General features: G+C 59.5%; 16 protein-coding genes. 8 read left to right on the top strand and 8 right to left on the bottom strand.

Annotated features, from left to right (window positions below):
* Positions 1–70 precede the first annotated feature (70 nt).
* The 4 genes from AC1RMX_RS27185 to AC1RMX_RS27170 are packed head-to-tail and all read left to right on the top strand — an operon-like array spanning position 71 to position 6,073.
* Positions 71–1,327, top strand: coding sequence for a TolC family protein (locus AC1RMX_RS27185; protein WP_493073579.1), 1,257 nt, complete (start codon positions 71–73; stop codon positions 1,325–1,327).
* Positions 1,324–2,571 carry an efflux RND transporter periplasmic adaptor subunit gene (locus AC1RMX_RS27180; RefSeq protein WP_493073578.1) on the top strand — a complete coding sequence of 416 codons (1,248 nt, stop codon included), beginning with the start codon at positions 1,324–1,326 and terminating at the stop codon, positions 2,569–2,571. Before AC1RMX_RS27185 ends, AC1RMX_RS27180 begins: the two co-directional genes overlap by 4 nt.
* Positions 2,568–5,726, top strand: coding sequence for an efflux RND transporter permease subunit (locus AC1RMX_RS27175; protein ID WP_493073577.1), 3,159 nt, complete (start codon positions 2,568–2,570; stop codon positions 5,724–5,726). The genes AC1RMX_RS27180 and AC1RMX_RS27175 overlap by 4 nt, the downstream gene beginning before the upstream one ends.
* Positions 5,723–6,073, top strand: a complete 351-nt coding sequence (locus AC1RMX_RS27170) for a copper-binding protein (protein ID WP_192560688.1) — start codon at positions 5,723–5,725, stop codon at positions 6,071–6,073. The genes AC1RMX_RS27175 and AC1RMX_RS27170 overlap by 4 nt, the downstream gene beginning before the upstream one ends.
* A gap of 58 nt (positions 6,074–6,131) precedes the next feature.
* Here AC1RMX_RS27170 and arsH read toward each other — a convergent pair whose 3' ends face one another.
* From arsH to AC1RMX_RS27150, 4 genes are all read right to left on the bottom strand, one after another.
* On the bottom strand, positions 6,132–6,821 hold the full coding sequence (arsH, locus tag AC1RMX_RS27165) for an arsenical resistance protein ArsH (RefSeq protein ID WP_102621627.1): 690 nt from the start codon (positions 6,819–6,821) through the stop codon (positions 6,132–6,134).
* A gap of 11 nt (positions 6,822–6,832) precedes the next feature.
* On the bottom strand, positions 6,833–7,303 hold the full coding sequence (locus AC1RMX_RS27160; RefSeq protein WP_102621626.1) for an arsenate reductase ArsC: 471 nt from the start codon (positions 7,301–7,303) through the stop codon (positions 6,833–6,835).
* A 9-nt stretch (positions 7,304–7,312) separates the two neighbouring features.
* Positions 7,313–7,660 carry a metalloregulator ArsR/SmtB family transcription factor gene (locus AC1RMX_RS27155; RefSeq protein WP_096821711.1) on the bottom strand — a complete coding sequence of 116 codons (348 nt, stop codon included), beginning with the start codon at positions 7,658–7,660 and terminating at the stop codon, positions 7,313–7,315.
* Between the two features lie 103 nt (positions 7,661–7,763).
* Positions 7,764–8,432 (bottom strand): hypothetical protein, encoded by a 669-nt coding sequence (locus AC1RMX_RS27150; RefSeq protein ID WP_493073575.1) that lies wholly within the window; start codon positions 8,430–8,432, stop codon positions 7,764–7,766.
* 218 nt (positions 8,433–8,650) lie between these two features.
* Between AC1RMX_RS27150 and AC1RMX_RS27145 the strand changes: the two genes are divergently transcribed.
* Entirely contained in the window at positions 8,651–9,112 is a 462-nt protein-coding gene (locus tag AC1RMX_RS27145) for a hypothetical protein (protein WP_096821712.1), read from the top strand.
* Between the two features lie 117 nt (positions 9,113–9,229).
* Here AC1RMX_RS27145 and AC1RMX_RS27140 read toward each other — a convergent pair whose 3' ends face one another.
* The 3 genes from AC1RMX_RS27140 to AC1RMX_RS27130 all read right to left on the bottom strand — a co-directional run bounded on the left by AC1RMX_RS27140 (position 9,230) and on the right by AC1RMX_RS27130 (position 11,461).
* Complete coding sequence (locus tag AC1RMX_RS27140; RefSeq protein ID WP_493073574.1) at positions 9,230–9,850, bottom strand: LysE family translocator; 621 nt, start codon at positions 9,848–9,850, stop codon at positions 9,230–9,232.
* Between the two features lie 112 nt (positions 9,851–9,962).
* Positions 9,963–10,295: a hypothetical protein gene (locus tag AC1RMX_RS27135; protein ID WP_493073573.1), complete on the bottom strand. Its 333-nt coding sequence runs from the start codon at positions 10,293–10,295 to the stop codon at positions 9,963–9,965.
* 56 nt (positions 10,296–10,351) lie between these two features.
* A complete protein-coding gene (locus tag AC1RMX_RS27130; RefSeq protein ID WP_493073571.1) occupies positions 10,352–11,461 on the bottom strand; it encodes a tetratricopeptide repeat protein in 1,110 nt (369 codons plus the stop codon).
* Positions 11,462–11,654: 193 nt separating this feature from the next.
* Here AC1RMX_RS27130 and AC1RMX_RS27125 point away from each other — a divergent pair, with 193 nt between their 5' ends.
* From AC1RMX_RS27125 to AC1RMX_RS27115, 3 genes are all read left to right on the top strand, one after another.
* Complete coding sequence (locus AC1RMX_RS27125; protein WP_493073570.1) at positions 11,655–12,386, top strand: NAD-dependent epimerase/dehydratase family protein; 732 nt, start codon at positions 11,655–11,657, stop codon at positions 12,384–12,386.
* 192 nt (positions 12,387–12,578) lie between these two features.
* A complete protein-coding gene (locus AC1RMX_RS27120; RefSeq protein ID WP_493073568.1) occupies positions 12,579–12,863 on the top strand; it encodes a hypothetical protein in 285 nt (94 codons plus the stop codon).
* 111 nt (positions 12,864–12,974) lie between these two features.
* The gene (locus AC1RMX_RS27115) at positions 12,975–13,244 is read left to right on the top strand and encodes a hypothetical protein (RefSeq protein ID WP_493073567.1); all 270 of its coding nucleotides are present in this window, start codon (positions 12,975–12,977) and stop codon (positions 13,242–13,244) included.
* Between the two features lie 124 nt (positions 13,245–13,368).
* On the opposite strand, the gene AC1RMX_RS27110 is transcribed toward AC1RMX_RS27115, so the two are convergent.
* Positions 13,369–14,031, bottom strand: coding sequence for a DUF1266 domain-containing protein (locus tag AC1RMX_RS27110; protein WP_493073566.1), 663 nt, complete (start codon positions 14,029–14,031; stop codon positions 13,369–13,371).
* Positions 14,032–14,040: the final 9 nt, after the last annotated feature.

Genomic DNA, 14,040 nt, shown 5'->3' with positions numbered 1-14,040 from the left:
CCAGGCGGAGTGGATTGGCTGTGCGTGTGTTTTTCACCGCGCGCAGCGGACGATCACAGGAATCGTAAACATGAAATTCAAGTGCAATTGCACGGGGTGGCCGTTGGTGGCCAGTTTCGCGGCAAGCGTGCTGGCGTGGCCGGGTTTTGCGGCCGCGTTGACACTCGATGAGGCGCTGCGGCTGGCGGAAACCAACGCGCCGTCGCTGAATGCGCAAGACGCAAAAATCCAGGCCGCCAGCAGCGCCGCCATTCCGGCGGGGGAGTTGCCCGATCCGAAACTGGTGCTGGGCGTGCAGAACTATCCCGTCGGCGGCCCGGATCGCTACAGCCTCGACCAGGACTTCATGACCATGCAAATGGTCGGCTGGCGCCAGGACATGCCCAACGGCGACAAGCGCAAGGCGCGCATCGAAGTCGCCGACGCGGCCATCGAGCGTGCGGCGGCGGAACGTCGCGTCGAGCGCCTGACAGTCCGTCAGGCCACGGCACTGGCCTGGATCGGCAGTTATTCGGTCGAGCGCAAACAGGGTTTGCTTCAGGACTTCTACAAGGAAAACCGTCTGCTGACCGATACCGTCCGGGCGCAGATCGCCGGCGGCCGCGCGCAACCTGCCGACGCCGTGACGCCGAAGCAGGAAGCCGCCCGACTGGCGGAGCAGGAAGACAACCTGACACGGGAGCGCACCCAGGCCCGAGCGGCCCTCAAACGCTGGATCGGTGCGGCCGCCAACGACAAACCCGAAGGCAACTTGCCGCAGTGGCCGGTCGAGCCCGCCACCTTCAACCATCAACTGCAACACCATCCCGAACTGGCCGCGTTTGCGCCCATGACTCGCGAAGCGCAGGCAAAGGTGCAAGAGGCGGTGTCCGAGAAAAAGTCCGACTGGAGCTGGGAAGTGGATTACCAGCACCGTGGCCGCGAGTTTGGCGACATGGTCAGTGTGCAGTTTTCCTGGGATTTGCCGCTGTTCCCCGAGACGCGGCAGAACCCGAAAATCGCCGCCCGACAAGCCGAACTCAGCCAACTGGAAGCCGAGCGCGAAGCCCTGTCCCGTGAGCACACCGAGCAATTGGAAAATCAGTTGGCCGACTACGCGCGGCTCGACCGGGCGCTGCTGCGCAGTCAGCAAAGCCTCGTGCCGCTGGCCAAAGAGAAAGTCGACTTGAGTCTGGCCAGTTATCGCGCGGGCAAGGGCGATCTGAACGCGGTGGTCAGCGCCCGCCGTGAACTCATTGAGGCTCGCTTCCAACAGATCGACGTGGAAGAACAGCGCGCGCTGACCGCTGCGCGTCTGCATTTCGCTTATGGGGAGACCCGCCTGTGAACCGACCCAATTTCAATGGCTTCTGGCTGGCCGGTCTCGCCCTCGCAGTGGGCGTTGCCGCAGGTTACGGCGTGGCTTATCAGCGCATGAACGGCGAACCCGGCGCAGCTCCGGAGCAGGGCGCCACATCGAAAGCCTTGTACTGGTACGACCCGATGTATCCGCAGCAGAAGTTCGACAAACCGGGCAAGTCGCCCTTCATGGACATGCAACTGGTACCGCGATACGCCAGCGACGGCGCAGGCAATGCGACGGTCAGCATCGATTCGGGCCTGACCCAGAATCTGGGCTTGCGCACGGCAAAGGTCACACGTGGGGCCTTCGCCTCCAGCCTCGACGTGACAGGCGTACTGGCGTTCAACGAGCGGGATGTGGCGGTGATCCAGACGCGTACCAGCGGGTTTGTCGAACGGGTTTATGCCCGGGCACCGGGGGATGTGTTGGCGGCAGGCGCGCCGTTGGCAGACATTCTCGTACCGGACTGGGCGGCGGCGCAGACCGAGTTTCTCGCCCTCAAGCGCAGCGGCGACCGGGACCTGATCGCAGCGGCGCGCCAGCGTTTGCAACTGACCGGCATGCCATCGAACCTGATTGTCCAGGTGGAGCGCAGTGGCAAGGTCCAGCCGAACCTGACCGTCACCAGCCCGGTGGGCGGCGTGTTGCAGGAGCTCAACGTGCGCACCGGCATGACCGTGGCGAACGGCGAAACACTGGCGCGGATCAACGGCCTGGGCAGTGTCTGGCTCGCTGTGGCGGTACCGGAGTCGCAAACCGGCTCAATCACCGAGGGGCAGTCCATCGAAGCGCGACTGCCGGCGTTTCCCGGCACCGTGTTCAACGGCAAGGTCAGCGCGATTCTGCCGGACACCAACCCCGACAGCCGCACCCTGCGCGTACGGGTCGAATTGGCCAACGCTGATGGACGCTTGCGGCCGGGGATGACCGCACAAGTACGGCTGAACCGCTCGACCGGGCAAGACAAGCTGTGGGTGCCGACCGAAGCGGTCATCCGTACCGGCAAGCGCGCGTTGGTCATGCTCGCTGAAGAGGCGGGGCACTACCGCCCGGTAGAGGTACGTCTCGGTCAGGAAAGCGACGGCAAAACGGTGATCCTCAAAGGTCTGGAGGAGGGGCAGGAAGTGGTGACGTCCGGCCAGTTCCTGCTCGATTCCGAGGCCAGTCTCAGGGGCATCGTCGCCGAGCCGCTTGAGGTGGACGGGAACGCCTCGGGGAGCCAGCCATGATCGCCGCGCTGATTCGCTGGTCCGTGGCCAACCGCTTTCTGGTGCTGTTGGCGACGCTATTTGTCACGGCCTGGGGGGTGTGGTCGGTGCAGAGCACGCCGATCGATGCGCTGCCGGATCTGTCCGACGTGCAGGTGATCATCCGCACGCCGTATCCCGGACAGGCGCCGCAGATTGTCGAGAACCAGGTGACCTATCCGCTGACGACCACCATGCTCTCGGTGCCGGGGGCGAAAACCGTGCGCGGCTATTCGTTCTTCGGTGACAGCTTCGTTTATGTGCTGTTCGAGGACGGCACCGATCAGTACTGGGCGCGCTCGCGGGTGCTGGAATACCTGAGCCAGATCCAGAGTCGCCTGCCGGCCAGTGCCAAACCGGCGTTGGGACCGGACGCCACCGGGGTCGGCTGGATCTATCAGTACGCGTTGGTGGATCGCAGTGGCCAGCACGATCTGGCGCAGTTGCGCGCGTTGCAGGACTGGTTCCTCAAATTCGAGCTCAAGACCCTGCCCAACGTCGCCGAAGTCGCCACCCTCGGCGGCATGGTCAAGCAGTATCAGGTGCAGCCCGACCCGGTGCGGCTGGCCAGTCTCGGCATCACCCTGGCGCAGGTGCGTGAGGCCATCGGCAAAGCCAATCAGGAAACCGGCGGTGCCGTGCTGGAAATGGCCGAGACCGAGTTCATCGTGCGGGCCTCCGGCTACCTGAAGAGCCTCGACGACTTCCGGGCGATCCCCCTCAAACTCGGCGCCAGTGGAGTGCCGGTGACTTTGGGCGATGTCGCGACGATCCAGACCGGGCCGGACATGCGCCGCGGCATCACCGAGCTGGACGGCCAGGGCGAGACCGTCGGTGGCGTGGTGATCCTGCGCAGCGGCAAGAACGCCCGCGAGACCATCGCGGCGGTCAAGGCCAAGCTCGACGACATGAAAAACAGCCTGCCGCCCGGCGTGGAGATCGTCACCACTTACGATCGCAGCAAGCTGATCGACCGCGCCGTCGATAACCTCAGCCACAAACTGCTCGAAGAGTTCATCGTCGTTGCGCTGGTTTGCGGGATCTTCCTCTGGCATTTGCGCTCTTCATTGGTGGCGATCATCTCGTTGCCGGTGGGTGTGCTGATCGCTTTTATCGTGATGCGCCATCAGGGGCTGAACGCCAACATCATGTCGTTGGGCGGGATTGCCATCGCCATCGGCGCGATGGTCGATGCAGCCGTGGTGATGATCGAGAATGCCCACAAGAAAATCGAAGCGTGGCACGCGGCCAATCCGGGACAGGAACTCAAGGGCGAGCGCCATTGGCAGGTGATGACAGACGCGGCAGCGGAAGTGGGGCCGGCGCTGTTTTTTTGCCTGTTGATCATCACGCTGTCGTTCATTCCGGTGTTTACCTTGCAGGCGCAGGAAGGGCGGCTGTTCGGTCCGCTGGCGTTCACCAAGACTTACGCGATGGCGGCGGCAGCGGGCTTGTCGGTGACGCTGGTGCCGGTGCTGATGGGCTACTGGATCCGTGGACGGATCCCGGATGAGCGCCACAATCCGCTCAACCGCTGGCTGATCCGGATCTACCAGCCGGCGCTGGATGCGGTGTTGCGCCGACCGAAATTCACCTTGCTGGTGGCGCTGCTGGTGTTCATCAGCGCGGCATGGCCGATCTCCAGGCTCGGTGGCGAGTTTCTCCCGCCGCTGGACGAGGGCGATCTGCTGTACATGCCATCGGCCTTACCGGGACTGTCGGCGCAAAAAGCCTCGCAGTTGCTGCAGCAGACTGATCGGCTGATCAAGACCGTGCCCGAGGTCGAGCATGTGTTCGGTAAGGCCGGCCGTGCCGAAACCGCCACCGATCCGGCACCGCTGGAAATGTTCGAAACCACGATCCAGTTCAAGCCCCACGAGCAATGGCGCCCGGGCATGACCCCGGAAAAACTCGTGGAAGAACTGGACCGTGTGGTGAAGGTGCCGGGCCTGACCAACATCTGGATCCCGCCGATCCGCAACCGCATCGACATGCTCGCCACCGGGATCAAAAGTCCCATCGGCGTGAAAGTCGCCGGCAACGATCTGGCCCAGATCGACGCGGCCACTCAAGCCGTCGAACGCGTGGCCAAAGGCGTGCCCGGCGTCAGTTCTGCGTTGGCCGAACGCCTGACCGGTGGCCGCTACATCGACGTCGATATCGATCGCATCGCGGCCGGCCGATACGGGCTGAACATCAGCGATGTGCAGTCCATCGTCGCCGGTGCCATCGGCGGCGAGAACGTCGGGGAAACCATTGAAGGGCTGGCGCGGTTCCCGATCAACATCCGTTACCCGCGAGAGTGGCGTGACTCGCCCGGTGCTCTGGAGCAACTGCCGATCTACACGCCTTCGGGCAGTCAGGTCACCCTCGGCATGCTGGCGAAGATCAAGGTCACGGACGGCCCGCCGATGCTCAAGAGCGAAAACGCCCGGCCGTCCGGCTGGGTGTACATCGACGTGCGGGGCCGGGACATCGCTTCGGTGGTGGCTGATCTGCGCCGCGCGGTCAGCGAACAGGTCAAGTTGCAGCCGGGCATGAGCCTGAGCTACTCGGGGCAGTTCGAGTTTCTCGAACGGGCCAATGCTCGCCTGAAACTCGTGGTGCCGGCCACGCTGCTGATCATCTTTGTGCTGCTCTACCTGACCTTCGCCCGCTTCGATGAGGCGCTGCTGATCATGGCCACGTTGCCATTCGCCCTGAGCGGCGGTGCGTGGTTTCTCTACCTGCTGGGCTACAACCTGTCGGTCGCCACCGGGGTCGGGTTCATTGCGCTGGCCGGGGTCTCTGCCGAGTTCGGCGTGATCATGCTGCTCTACCTGAAAAACGCCTGGGCTGAACGCGAAGACCTCGGCGATCGCACCGAGCGCGGACTGGTCGCAGCGATTCGCGAAGGCGCCGTGCAGCGCGTACGCCCCAAAGCCATGACCGTGGCCGTGATCATCGCCGGTCTGTTGCCGATTCTGCTCGGTAGCGGCTCCGGCAGCGAGGTCATGAGCCGCATCGCCGCGCCCATGGTCGGTGGCATGGTCACGGCGCCCTTGTTGTCCCTGTTCGTCATCCCGGCAGCGTATCGACTGATGCGCCGCCGTCACTTGTCCGTTGAAACCCTCCAACCTGAAGGAAAAACCTCATGAAACTGATCCCGATCACTGTTGCCGGCACGCTGGTTGCGTTTGCATTGACTGCCCACGCCGAGGACATGCCCGGCATGAAGATGGATGACATGCAGGGCATGCAGATGCAGGCCGCCACTCAACAGGCACCCGCCGCCAACGCTGAAGGCACGATCAAGGCCATCGATGCCACGAAGCACACTGTGACCATCGCTCATGGTGCGGTTGCGGCGTTGCAGTGGCCGCCGATGACCATGGGGTTTGCGGCAACTGAGGAACAGTTGGCCGGGTTGGCGGTGGGGGACCGGGTGAAGTTTTCGTTCCGGATGGAGGGCAGCAAAGCGACGCTGGTTTCGATCAGCAAGTAAGGCTGTGACGTAAAAAAAAACCGGCGCGAATCATCGCGCCGGTTTTTTATTCAGGTTTTCAGATCGAGCGCTGATTGACCCGTTGCATCAGTTCCTCCGCCGACTCCTTGCGCTCCGAGTAGCGATCCACCAGGTCCGGGCGATCACGCAGCAACAGCGTGAATTTCACCAGTTCCTCCATCACGTCGACCACCCGGTCGTACAGCGCCGAAGGCTTCATGCGATTGCCTTCGTCAAACTCCAGATACGCCTTGGGCACCGACGACTGATTGGGGATGGTGAACATGCGCATCCAGCGGCCCAGCACGCGCAGTTGATTGACCACGTTGAACGATTGCGAACCACCGCAGACCTGCATCACTGCCAGGGTCTTGCCCTGGGTCGGGCGCACCGCACCGAGCGCCAGCGGCACCCAATCGATCTGCGCCTTGAACACCGCCGACATCGCACCGTGCCGTTCGGGCGAACACCAGACCTGGCCTTCGGACCATTGCATCAGCTCCAGCAGCTCCTGGACTTTCGGATGGTCGCCGGGCGCGTCATCCGGCAGCGGCAAGCCCGAGGGGTTGAAGATCCGCGTCTCGGCTCCGAAGTGCTCCAGCAGTCGCGCGGCTTCTTCCACCAGCAATCGGCTGAACGAGCGTGGGCGGGTCGAGCCGTACAACAGCAGAATACGCGGCTTGTGGAGGCCGTCGTCGCGGGTGGTTTTCTGAATCAGTGATGGATCGAGGTTAGGCAGGTCGGTCATGACGGCTCCGGTCACAGCGTGCTGATGCGGTCGAGCTCGCGCTTGAGGGCATCGCGGTCGAGTTGGGCGAAGGGCAGGGCGAGGAAGGCCCGGCAGCGGGTTTCGATCCGGGCTAGGGTCCCGTGGAAGGCTGCGTTGATGGCGGCTTCATCGCCGCGCACCTCCGACGGATCCTCCAGCCCCCAATGGGCCTTCAAGGCCGGGCCGAAGTAGACGGGGCAGGCTTCGCCGGCAGCCTTGTCGCACACGGTGATGACAATGTCCGGCGGGTTGTCTTCGAAGGCGTCGTTGCCCTTGCTGCTCAACCCGGCGATGGAAATGCCGGCCTCCTGCAGCGTGGTCAGGCTGCGCGGCAGCACCTGGCCCTTGGGGAAACTGCCGGCGCTGACCGCTTCGAAACCTTGCGGCGCCAGGTGATTGAACATCGCTTCGGACAGAATGCTGCGGCAGCTGTTGGCGGTGCACATGAATAGAACGCGCATGTTCGGTCCTCAGCAGCAGGCGGATGTATTGAGCGGGCGGTCACCCATGGCATCGAGCCGGGCGCTGTTTTCTTCCAGCCACGCGGTGTTGGCGGCCAGGGTGGTTTCAAGCAGTGTGCGGATCCACGCTGGCAGGTCAGGGTTGAGCCGGTAATAAACCCACTGGCCCTGACGGCGATCCAGCAGCAAGCCGCAGGTGCGCAACTGCGCGAGATGGCGGGAAATCTTTGGCTGACTGTCGTCCAGCGCGCAGACCAGTTCGCAGACACACAGCTCACCTTCACGGGTGATCAGCAGCGTGGCCCGGGCGCGGGTTTCGTCGGCGAGGCATTTGAAAACGGAGGCGGGATTGAGCATGACAATGCCTTCAATACATATGGTTGTCCGAATATACGGATTTCCATATGTATTGGGCAAGCCTCGTGTTTGATGAACTCTGCGGAAACGCTGTCAGAGAGGATCACGCAAGGTAAGGGGCCAGGATGTCGTGCAGTGGACGGGCAAGGGCGAGCGTCCGTTTGACTGTTATCAGTTCCGAACCTGCCAGACGCTTGCTGCCCAGTCTGCAGAAAACACCGCCCGGATCGATGTGCAGCGAAAACAGTCCGATGACCTCGTTCCCAATGACTTTTACGATCAACTCCATGAAGGCTTCATGCGGTGTGCTGGCGGTCAGGTAGGTGAACTCCTCAACAGTAGCACTGCCAGCCCAAGACACTTCATCCCAGGCCAGACGATCCAGGTGTATGAAGTTTTGCTGCGTCTGCAAATCCTCCACAAGCGCTCGCAATACATTCACAAACCGCTCACAGGTAAGGATTTCGAGTTCGTATCGATAAAGGCCTGAGGGGGCAGTGCCGACGACTTTGGCGGTCAGGAGGTAGCTCTGCGCAATTTCCGAAGGCTGTCCATCCCAGCCATTCAGGTCGGATACCGGCGGGCACCAAATGACCTGAATTGTTTCGCCGGTGCGGATCGGTTCGCGTTGATCAAAACGGGCCGATGTGGTTTGGCCAACACGTGGCAATAAGTCGTGGAGGTGGAGTACCGGGGCACTGTAATCGATGCCGGAGTCCTGTGACCAGAATGTGGGGAAGTGGATTTTCATGGGGTGATCGTAGTTCATCATGTGGCTCTCGGGTCTTCATCAGCCGGTAAAACGCTTACCAGGTTATCGCCAGCCCAGGCGCTGGCTGAAGGCCAGATGCTCGCCAATCCACAACCCGCGAGGGTGACTTTTTCGGGGTGAGTGATAGCATGTGGCCTTCATGGCGAAACAACGCGTGCTTTGACTTGGTCGACTGCCAGGACATCAAGTTTTCATCTTCAATCAATGCAGATTTATCAATGATCAAGATTGCGATACCGACGTTTATCCTGCTGCTGTGCCTGCAGGGTTGTGCAGAGATGCCTGCGTATTCGAACGTACAGTCCGGTGAGCCGAGCGACGAAACCCGTTACACCGTCGTCGAAACCGATACCTATGCCGGAAGGCCTCAGCGCTCCTGGGGGGACGGCGAGCCAAACCTGAACATCATTAGAATCAACGACAAGAAAGTGGGGAACATTCCATTCTCCACTTACTATTACAAGAATGACTCGCCTCAGCGTGCTGTGCTGATCCCGGGGAAGTACACGATTCAACTGGAATACAATCTGCCGTTGCAGTTCCTGTTTGCCGATCTGGAGTTCGAAGGCAAACCCGGTCAAAAGATCATCGCCCGTTCGCAATATGTGGGTCTCAACCGATTGGAAATATGGTTGGAAGACGCGGCTACCGGTGAAATCGTTGGTAAGCGTGTGCACTGACAAGGTTAAAGCGATGGCTGTGAAATAACGCGCTTTCAGCGATTGAACGAAGAGGGGGATTTTGAATACTTATTCAAAATCCCCTTCTTGTTTTTTGACCCCGTAAGTTCGGGCGACTCAGCGCTTGCTGAAGGCCAGTCGCGCCGCAAACAGCACGAAAATCATCCCGGTGGTGCGATCCATCCAGCGAATCACTTTCTCCCGTCGCAGAAAACCGGACAGCGGTTGCGTCGCGCCGATCAACACCAGCGACCAGATCAGCCCGAGCACCACATGAATGCTCACCAGCCCGAACGTCCAGGGCACAAGCGGCTGCCCTTGCGGAATGAACTGCGGCAGAAACGACACGTAGAAAATCCCGATCTTCGGATTGAGCACATTCCCCAGCATGCCCTTCAAAAACCAGTTGGCCCCCGGCTTGCCGTTGGCTTCGGCGAGAGCCAGCGAGCGGCGAGGGCGCAGCAGCATGTTCAACCCGAGCCACGCCAGATACGCCGCACCGCAGTACTTCAACAGGTTGTAGGCCAGCTCCGACACCGCAATCAACGCCCCGAGGCCGAACGCCACCGCCGCACCCCACAACAGGCAACCGGCGTTGATGCCCAACGCAGCGCGCAAGGCCTGTTGCTTGCCTTCGACGGTGGCGGTGCGCAGGATAAGCGCGGTGTCGAGACCGGGTGTCAGCGTCAGCAGTGTGGCGGCGAAAGTGAAGGCGAGGAGGTTGTCGGCGATGGACATGGCACGTGGGTTTCCTGTTCTGGATGGGGGAACGGTAGCGGTTTCAGGCGGGGGGATCCAGCAGGGAAATGAGAAGGGGATTGATGGGGTCGGGTTCTACTCGCATAGCCGATTAATGTTTTTGTTCAGGGTCTCGCCATATTGTGCATTGCAAGAAAAAATACCCTACCAACGTGCCTACTGGAAAACCAAGCATCAACAATACGCCGACAAACTCCGAAGCCTTTCTTGAGAGTTCAAGTCTGTTTTTACTTCCATATGCAAGAAGCAAGTGAGCGAAAACGGCTACTGCACAAAGTGCAGGCAGCCAGAGGGTGGTGTCCTTATCAATAAAGGTTAACCAAGCAGAAAGCGAGCAAAGCAAAAAATAGACGAATGCCAATGCGATATGAAATCTCATCAGTTTGATGTGATTATTTTGATAGGTTGGTGAGCTCTCTGCCATTTTGAATGTATCTCCAGAACACTTGAAAACAGAAAAATGATTGCGTTGGGCACCTCTTACTGCTCGCTTGTCAGATCACCTTGCAGTTCCCTGAGGCCCGCTGGGCTTGAGTAGAATTTTTCCATAGCCAGCACCTCGGTCAGTTGCTCCGGGGAAAGTGTCTTCTCTTCATTCTCAAGCTGCACGCGCATGGGGCCTGCCATGTCGTCAGGCAGCGTCTGTTTGAGCGCTACACGCAATAACCCGCAAGCCTTGCGCTTGTTCTTCTCGAAGCCTTGCCCGTTATCGAGATGAACGGCAAGGGTAACGAGCGAAACAGCATGTCCTTGAAGGGCCGCCTGCAACAACCAGCGATTCGCCAGTGGGTAGTTAACCGGCACATCAGTGCCACTGCTGTAGAGGTTGCCGAGGACGAACTGTGCCTTGGCGTCACCCTGTTCGGCTGCGCGGGTATACCAATGCAATGCGGCAGGCAGATCTTTGGGAATGCCTGTGCCAACGCCGTTGAAATAAGCCGCTCCCAACATTCCGGATGCTTGGCTATCGCCGGCAGTGGCCGCTTGGATAAGTAGTTTCACGGCTTGTTGAGGGTCTGCTGAAACGCCGTGACCAAACAAGTAGAGGTTACCCAGTAATGTCAGAGCCTCGTTATCGCCCTGAGCGGCTGCTTTGCTGGCCCAGTTGAAAGCCTGCCGAGGGTCTGTCTCGACACCACTACCTCTGTAATAAAGGGAGGCGAGTTGACGTTGAGATTTTGCATGACCTTGTTCTGCAGCCTTGCGAAACCATGTAGCGGCCTGGGTAAAGTCCCTCGGTATTTCCAGGCCCGCAATGCTCGAAACGCCCATGAAATACTGGGCGTCTGGGTTACCGTGCTCAGCCGATTCGCTTATCAACCGCATGCCTTTGGGTCGATCAACTTCAACACCTCGACCGTAATATTCAATGAGGCCGAGCTTGAACTGCGCGAGACGATCTCCTTTTTCTGCTGCGCTCAAATACCACTCGGCAGCTTTGCCAGGGTTGCGCCCAACTACCAGGCCGTCCTCGTAGGCTGAAGCGATCAAGGTGGTGAGGTTAAAAGGGCTTCGCCACAGCGTGATAAAGAAGGTAACAACGATATATGCAACGACGCTGAGGATTAGAACAACTGAAAACCGGCGCAATTTCGAATCCGTTCATAGAGTGGTAAGCGGGGAGTGTATCGATGCTTGTTGGTACTGCCCAGTCTTGCGGGTTCTAACCTGTTCTCCTCCATAGACAATATTTGGCGTTCACACTTTTCACTCATCCTGAACGTTGTGAACCGGTCTCAAGCCTGAGAGGCTAGCGTGAGGTTTACCATCAGGACATACGGACATGAGCACGCCAAAAATTTTGATCACGGGGGCTTCGGGCCAGATCGGCAGAGCTTTCTGGACCGCGCGGGACGATAAATCCGATTTGCGCCTGGCCGATATAGACGTAGCAACACTTCCGGACTCGGCACAACGTTTCGCTCTCGATATCAGGGATCAGGCCAGTTGTCTCGAAGCCTGCGAAGGCATACACACCGTGATCCATCTCGCTGCTGATCCGAACCCGGACGCCGACTTCACGTCTTCGCTGCTGCCTGTGAATATTATCGGCACCTACAACATGCTGTTCGCCGCAAAAGCTCAAGGCTGCAAGCGCTTCATATTCGCGAGCAGTGCCCAGGCGATTGAGGGTTATCCGAAAGACGTCCAGATACATGAAGGGATGGCACCGAAACCAGGCAACCTTTATGGGGTCAGCAAAGCGTTTGGCGAAGCGCTGGCTTCGATGCATGCAAACGATGGTCAAATGACGACAATCGCGGTCCGTATTGCAAACGTAGCCAGATTTCACGCTGGCGAAACCCACAGCCCCCGGGACGTGGCCGCGTTTATCAGCTTCAGGGATGTCGTTGCGTTACTGGAGCGATGCGTCGAGGCCGAGCTGAGCGGATTCCATGTTGTCCATGGTGTCTCGGATAACCGCTACAAACGGCTTTCAATTGATCAGACCAGAAAAACCGTTGGGTACGCGCCGCTTGATAACTCATTCGAGATTCTGGAAGGGCGCGCCTGATCGAATTGGGTGCAGTGCTTGCGAGTTCGCCTGAGTGAATCAGGAACACATCTGACTGATGCGAAAGGAGTAAAAGGGTGGGGGGATTATTTGAAAAATATATCAACCCCCTTTTTCTTGTTGCCCGGCCGAGAGGTTATGTTATCTGACGAAACCCGCTGGCAAATACGTTGTGCTTACTGAAGGCCTTCTATGCAGACTGACCAAACCCGATTGCTCGCACTCACATTGCTTGAGATCAAGACGTTGCTGGGTGATTACCTGGGAAGTGATGTGGACGCACCAATGAGCGTTCGTATCGCGGCCCACCTTGCCTATGCCGTTCACAATGAAGCTGAGGCGGTGTACGGGCATGAGGATTTTCGGCTCGACAGCGTGGTCCGGAAAATCGCTGCGGTCGATGGAATTCTTGGGGTTTCGGAGGGGGCTGCATTGCTTGGCAGGTTTGGCGCCGAGGCCAAAAATACGATGGGTTAAATTCAGTTTGAATGATCGCTTGCGGCCAGAAACGGGATTTGATTTTGCTATTCACCCAACTCCCGAGCGTGCGAAATTATCAGACCTTCAATTGCTCACAAAGGCAGTTTCATGACCTCCACCCTGGCAGTCTCGGATATCGCTGGTCCATGGAGTGGGGATGCCCCCACAGGACTCATTCAGCGTTGCAAGGAGGCCTGGGATACGCCTTTGGAGAGATTGAATGATCTTATGGTTGCTACTTTTTTGAATCAGAACATTGCCACCGAACAGATGCTCATCGAGGCGAAACGCCGCCTGAAAGACCAGGAACGAGATGAAACCGAGTACTTCGACGGCCAGCTCCTCGAAGCAATCGAACGTTTGAAACCCGGGAAGTAATTCTTCCCGACGGTTTGTTGAAGTCGGGAATTGAAGAGACCTGCATGGGGCGGCAGCTTGTATTGCGCCACACAAAAACAAGATTCCGATCCCATGCAGGCCATCCGATTCTGACACAACGCGCTCACCCAAGCGCTTTCGCCAGAACCAGGTTAAACGCCGCTGGCGTACCCCAGAGTACATCGGCCCAGGCACCGCTGCCGGGCGTCAGCAACTGGCGCAGGTGCTGCTCATGGAACGCCTTGCCCAGCGAATCGACGCGAAACGCCGCCACCCACTGCTCGCGCCCCAGCTGGTAGGCCTTGCCGAAATCTTCCCAACTGTCGAAACAGTCCTGCGCCCGCTGTGCATTGAGCAGCAGCACACGCCAGGCGAGGTCGGGCTCGAGCCAACGCATCAGCAGCGCACAACGGACCAGAAACGCCACCCGCACACAGGCAAAGGCCATGGCCGCACGCGGCTCATCGCCAACCTTCAGTGCCTGCAGATCGAGGCCGTACCATCGCTGTTCGAGGGTCGCATTGAAATGCGACCGCACCGCTTCGTCATTGCAATCTCTGCGTATCCCGGCCTGGTGCAGCAGCGCTGCCCGCACGATTGTCTGCGCTTGCTCGGTGAAGTGATCGCACGCCGGCGAGTAGAAGCCCTCGACGTCCATCGCATCGGCCATGGGCCTGGCCAGCAGCAGCGACCAGTGCCTGCGTTGGCTGAACAACTGGGCGCCACGCGGTCTGAATGCTCGCCACAACATCCAGGCTGAAACAACAACTGCGATAAGCAAAAACATGCCGCTCTC

This window comes from Pseudomonas sp. GW822-FHT03F04 (assembly GCF_058801405.1).
Note: the sequence above shows the minus strand (reverse complement) of the source record. Positions and strands in the feature narration are given on the sequence as shown.

Bases quoted from the DNA above. Each gene is read 5' to 3' on its own strand.
- AC1RMX_RS27185 (WP_493073579.1), top strand. From the start codon at position 71: ATGAAATTCAAGTGCAATTGCACGGGGTGGCCGTTGGTGGCCAGTTTC.
- arsH (WP_102621627.1), bottom strand. From the start codon at position 6,821: ATGACCGACCTGCCTAACCTCGATCCATCACTGATTCAGAAAACCACC.
- AC1RMX_RS27120 (WP_493073568.1), top strand. From the start codon at position 12,579: ATGCAGACTGACCAAACCCGATTGCTCGCACTCACATTGCTTGAGATC.
- AC1RMX_RS27175 (WP_493073577.1), top strand. From the start codon at position 2,568: ATGATCGCCGCGCTGATTCGCTGGTCCGTGGCCAACCGCTTTCTGGTG.
- AC1RMX_RS27145 (WP_096821712.1), top strand. From the start codon at position 8,651: ATGATCAAGATTGCGATACCGACGTTTATCCTGCTGCTGTGCCTGCAG.
- AC1RMX_RS27110 (WP_493073566.1), bottom strand. From the start codon at position 14,031: ATGTTTTTGCTTATCGCAGTTGTTGTTTCAGCCTGGATGTTGTGGCGA.
- AC1RMX_RS27125 (WP_493073570.1), top strand. From the start codon at position 11,655: ATGAGCACGCCAAAAATTTTGATCACGGGGGCTTCGGGCCAGATCGGC.
- AC1RMX_RS27135 (WP_493073573.1), bottom strand. From the start codon at position 10,295: ATGGCAGAGAGCTCACCAACCTATCAAAATAATCACATCAAACTGATG.
- AC1RMX_RS27150 (WP_493073575.1), bottom strand. From the start codon at position 8,432: ATGATGAACTACGATCACCCCATGAAAATCCACTTCCCCACATTCTGG.
- AC1RMX_RS27115 (WP_493073567.1), top strand. From the start codon at position 12,975: ATGACCTCCACCCTGGCAGTCTCGGATATCGCTGGTCCATGGAGTGGG.
- AC1RMX_RS27170 (WP_192560688.1), top strand. From the start codon at position 5,723: ATGAAACTGATCCCGATCACTGTTGCCGGCACGCTGGTTGCGTTTGCA.
- AC1RMX_RS27140 (WP_493073574.1), bottom strand. From the start codon at position 9,850: ATGTCCATCGCCGACAACCTCCTCGCCTTCACTTTCGCCGCCACACTG.
- AC1RMX_RS27160 (WP_102621626.1), bottom strand. From the start codon at position 7,303: ATGCGCGTTCTATTCATGTGCACCGCCAACAGCTGCCGCAGCATTCTG.
- AC1RMX_RS27155 (WP_096821711.1), bottom strand. From the start codon at position 7,660: ATGCTCAATCCCGCCTCCGTTTTCAAATGCCTCGCCGACGAAACCCGC.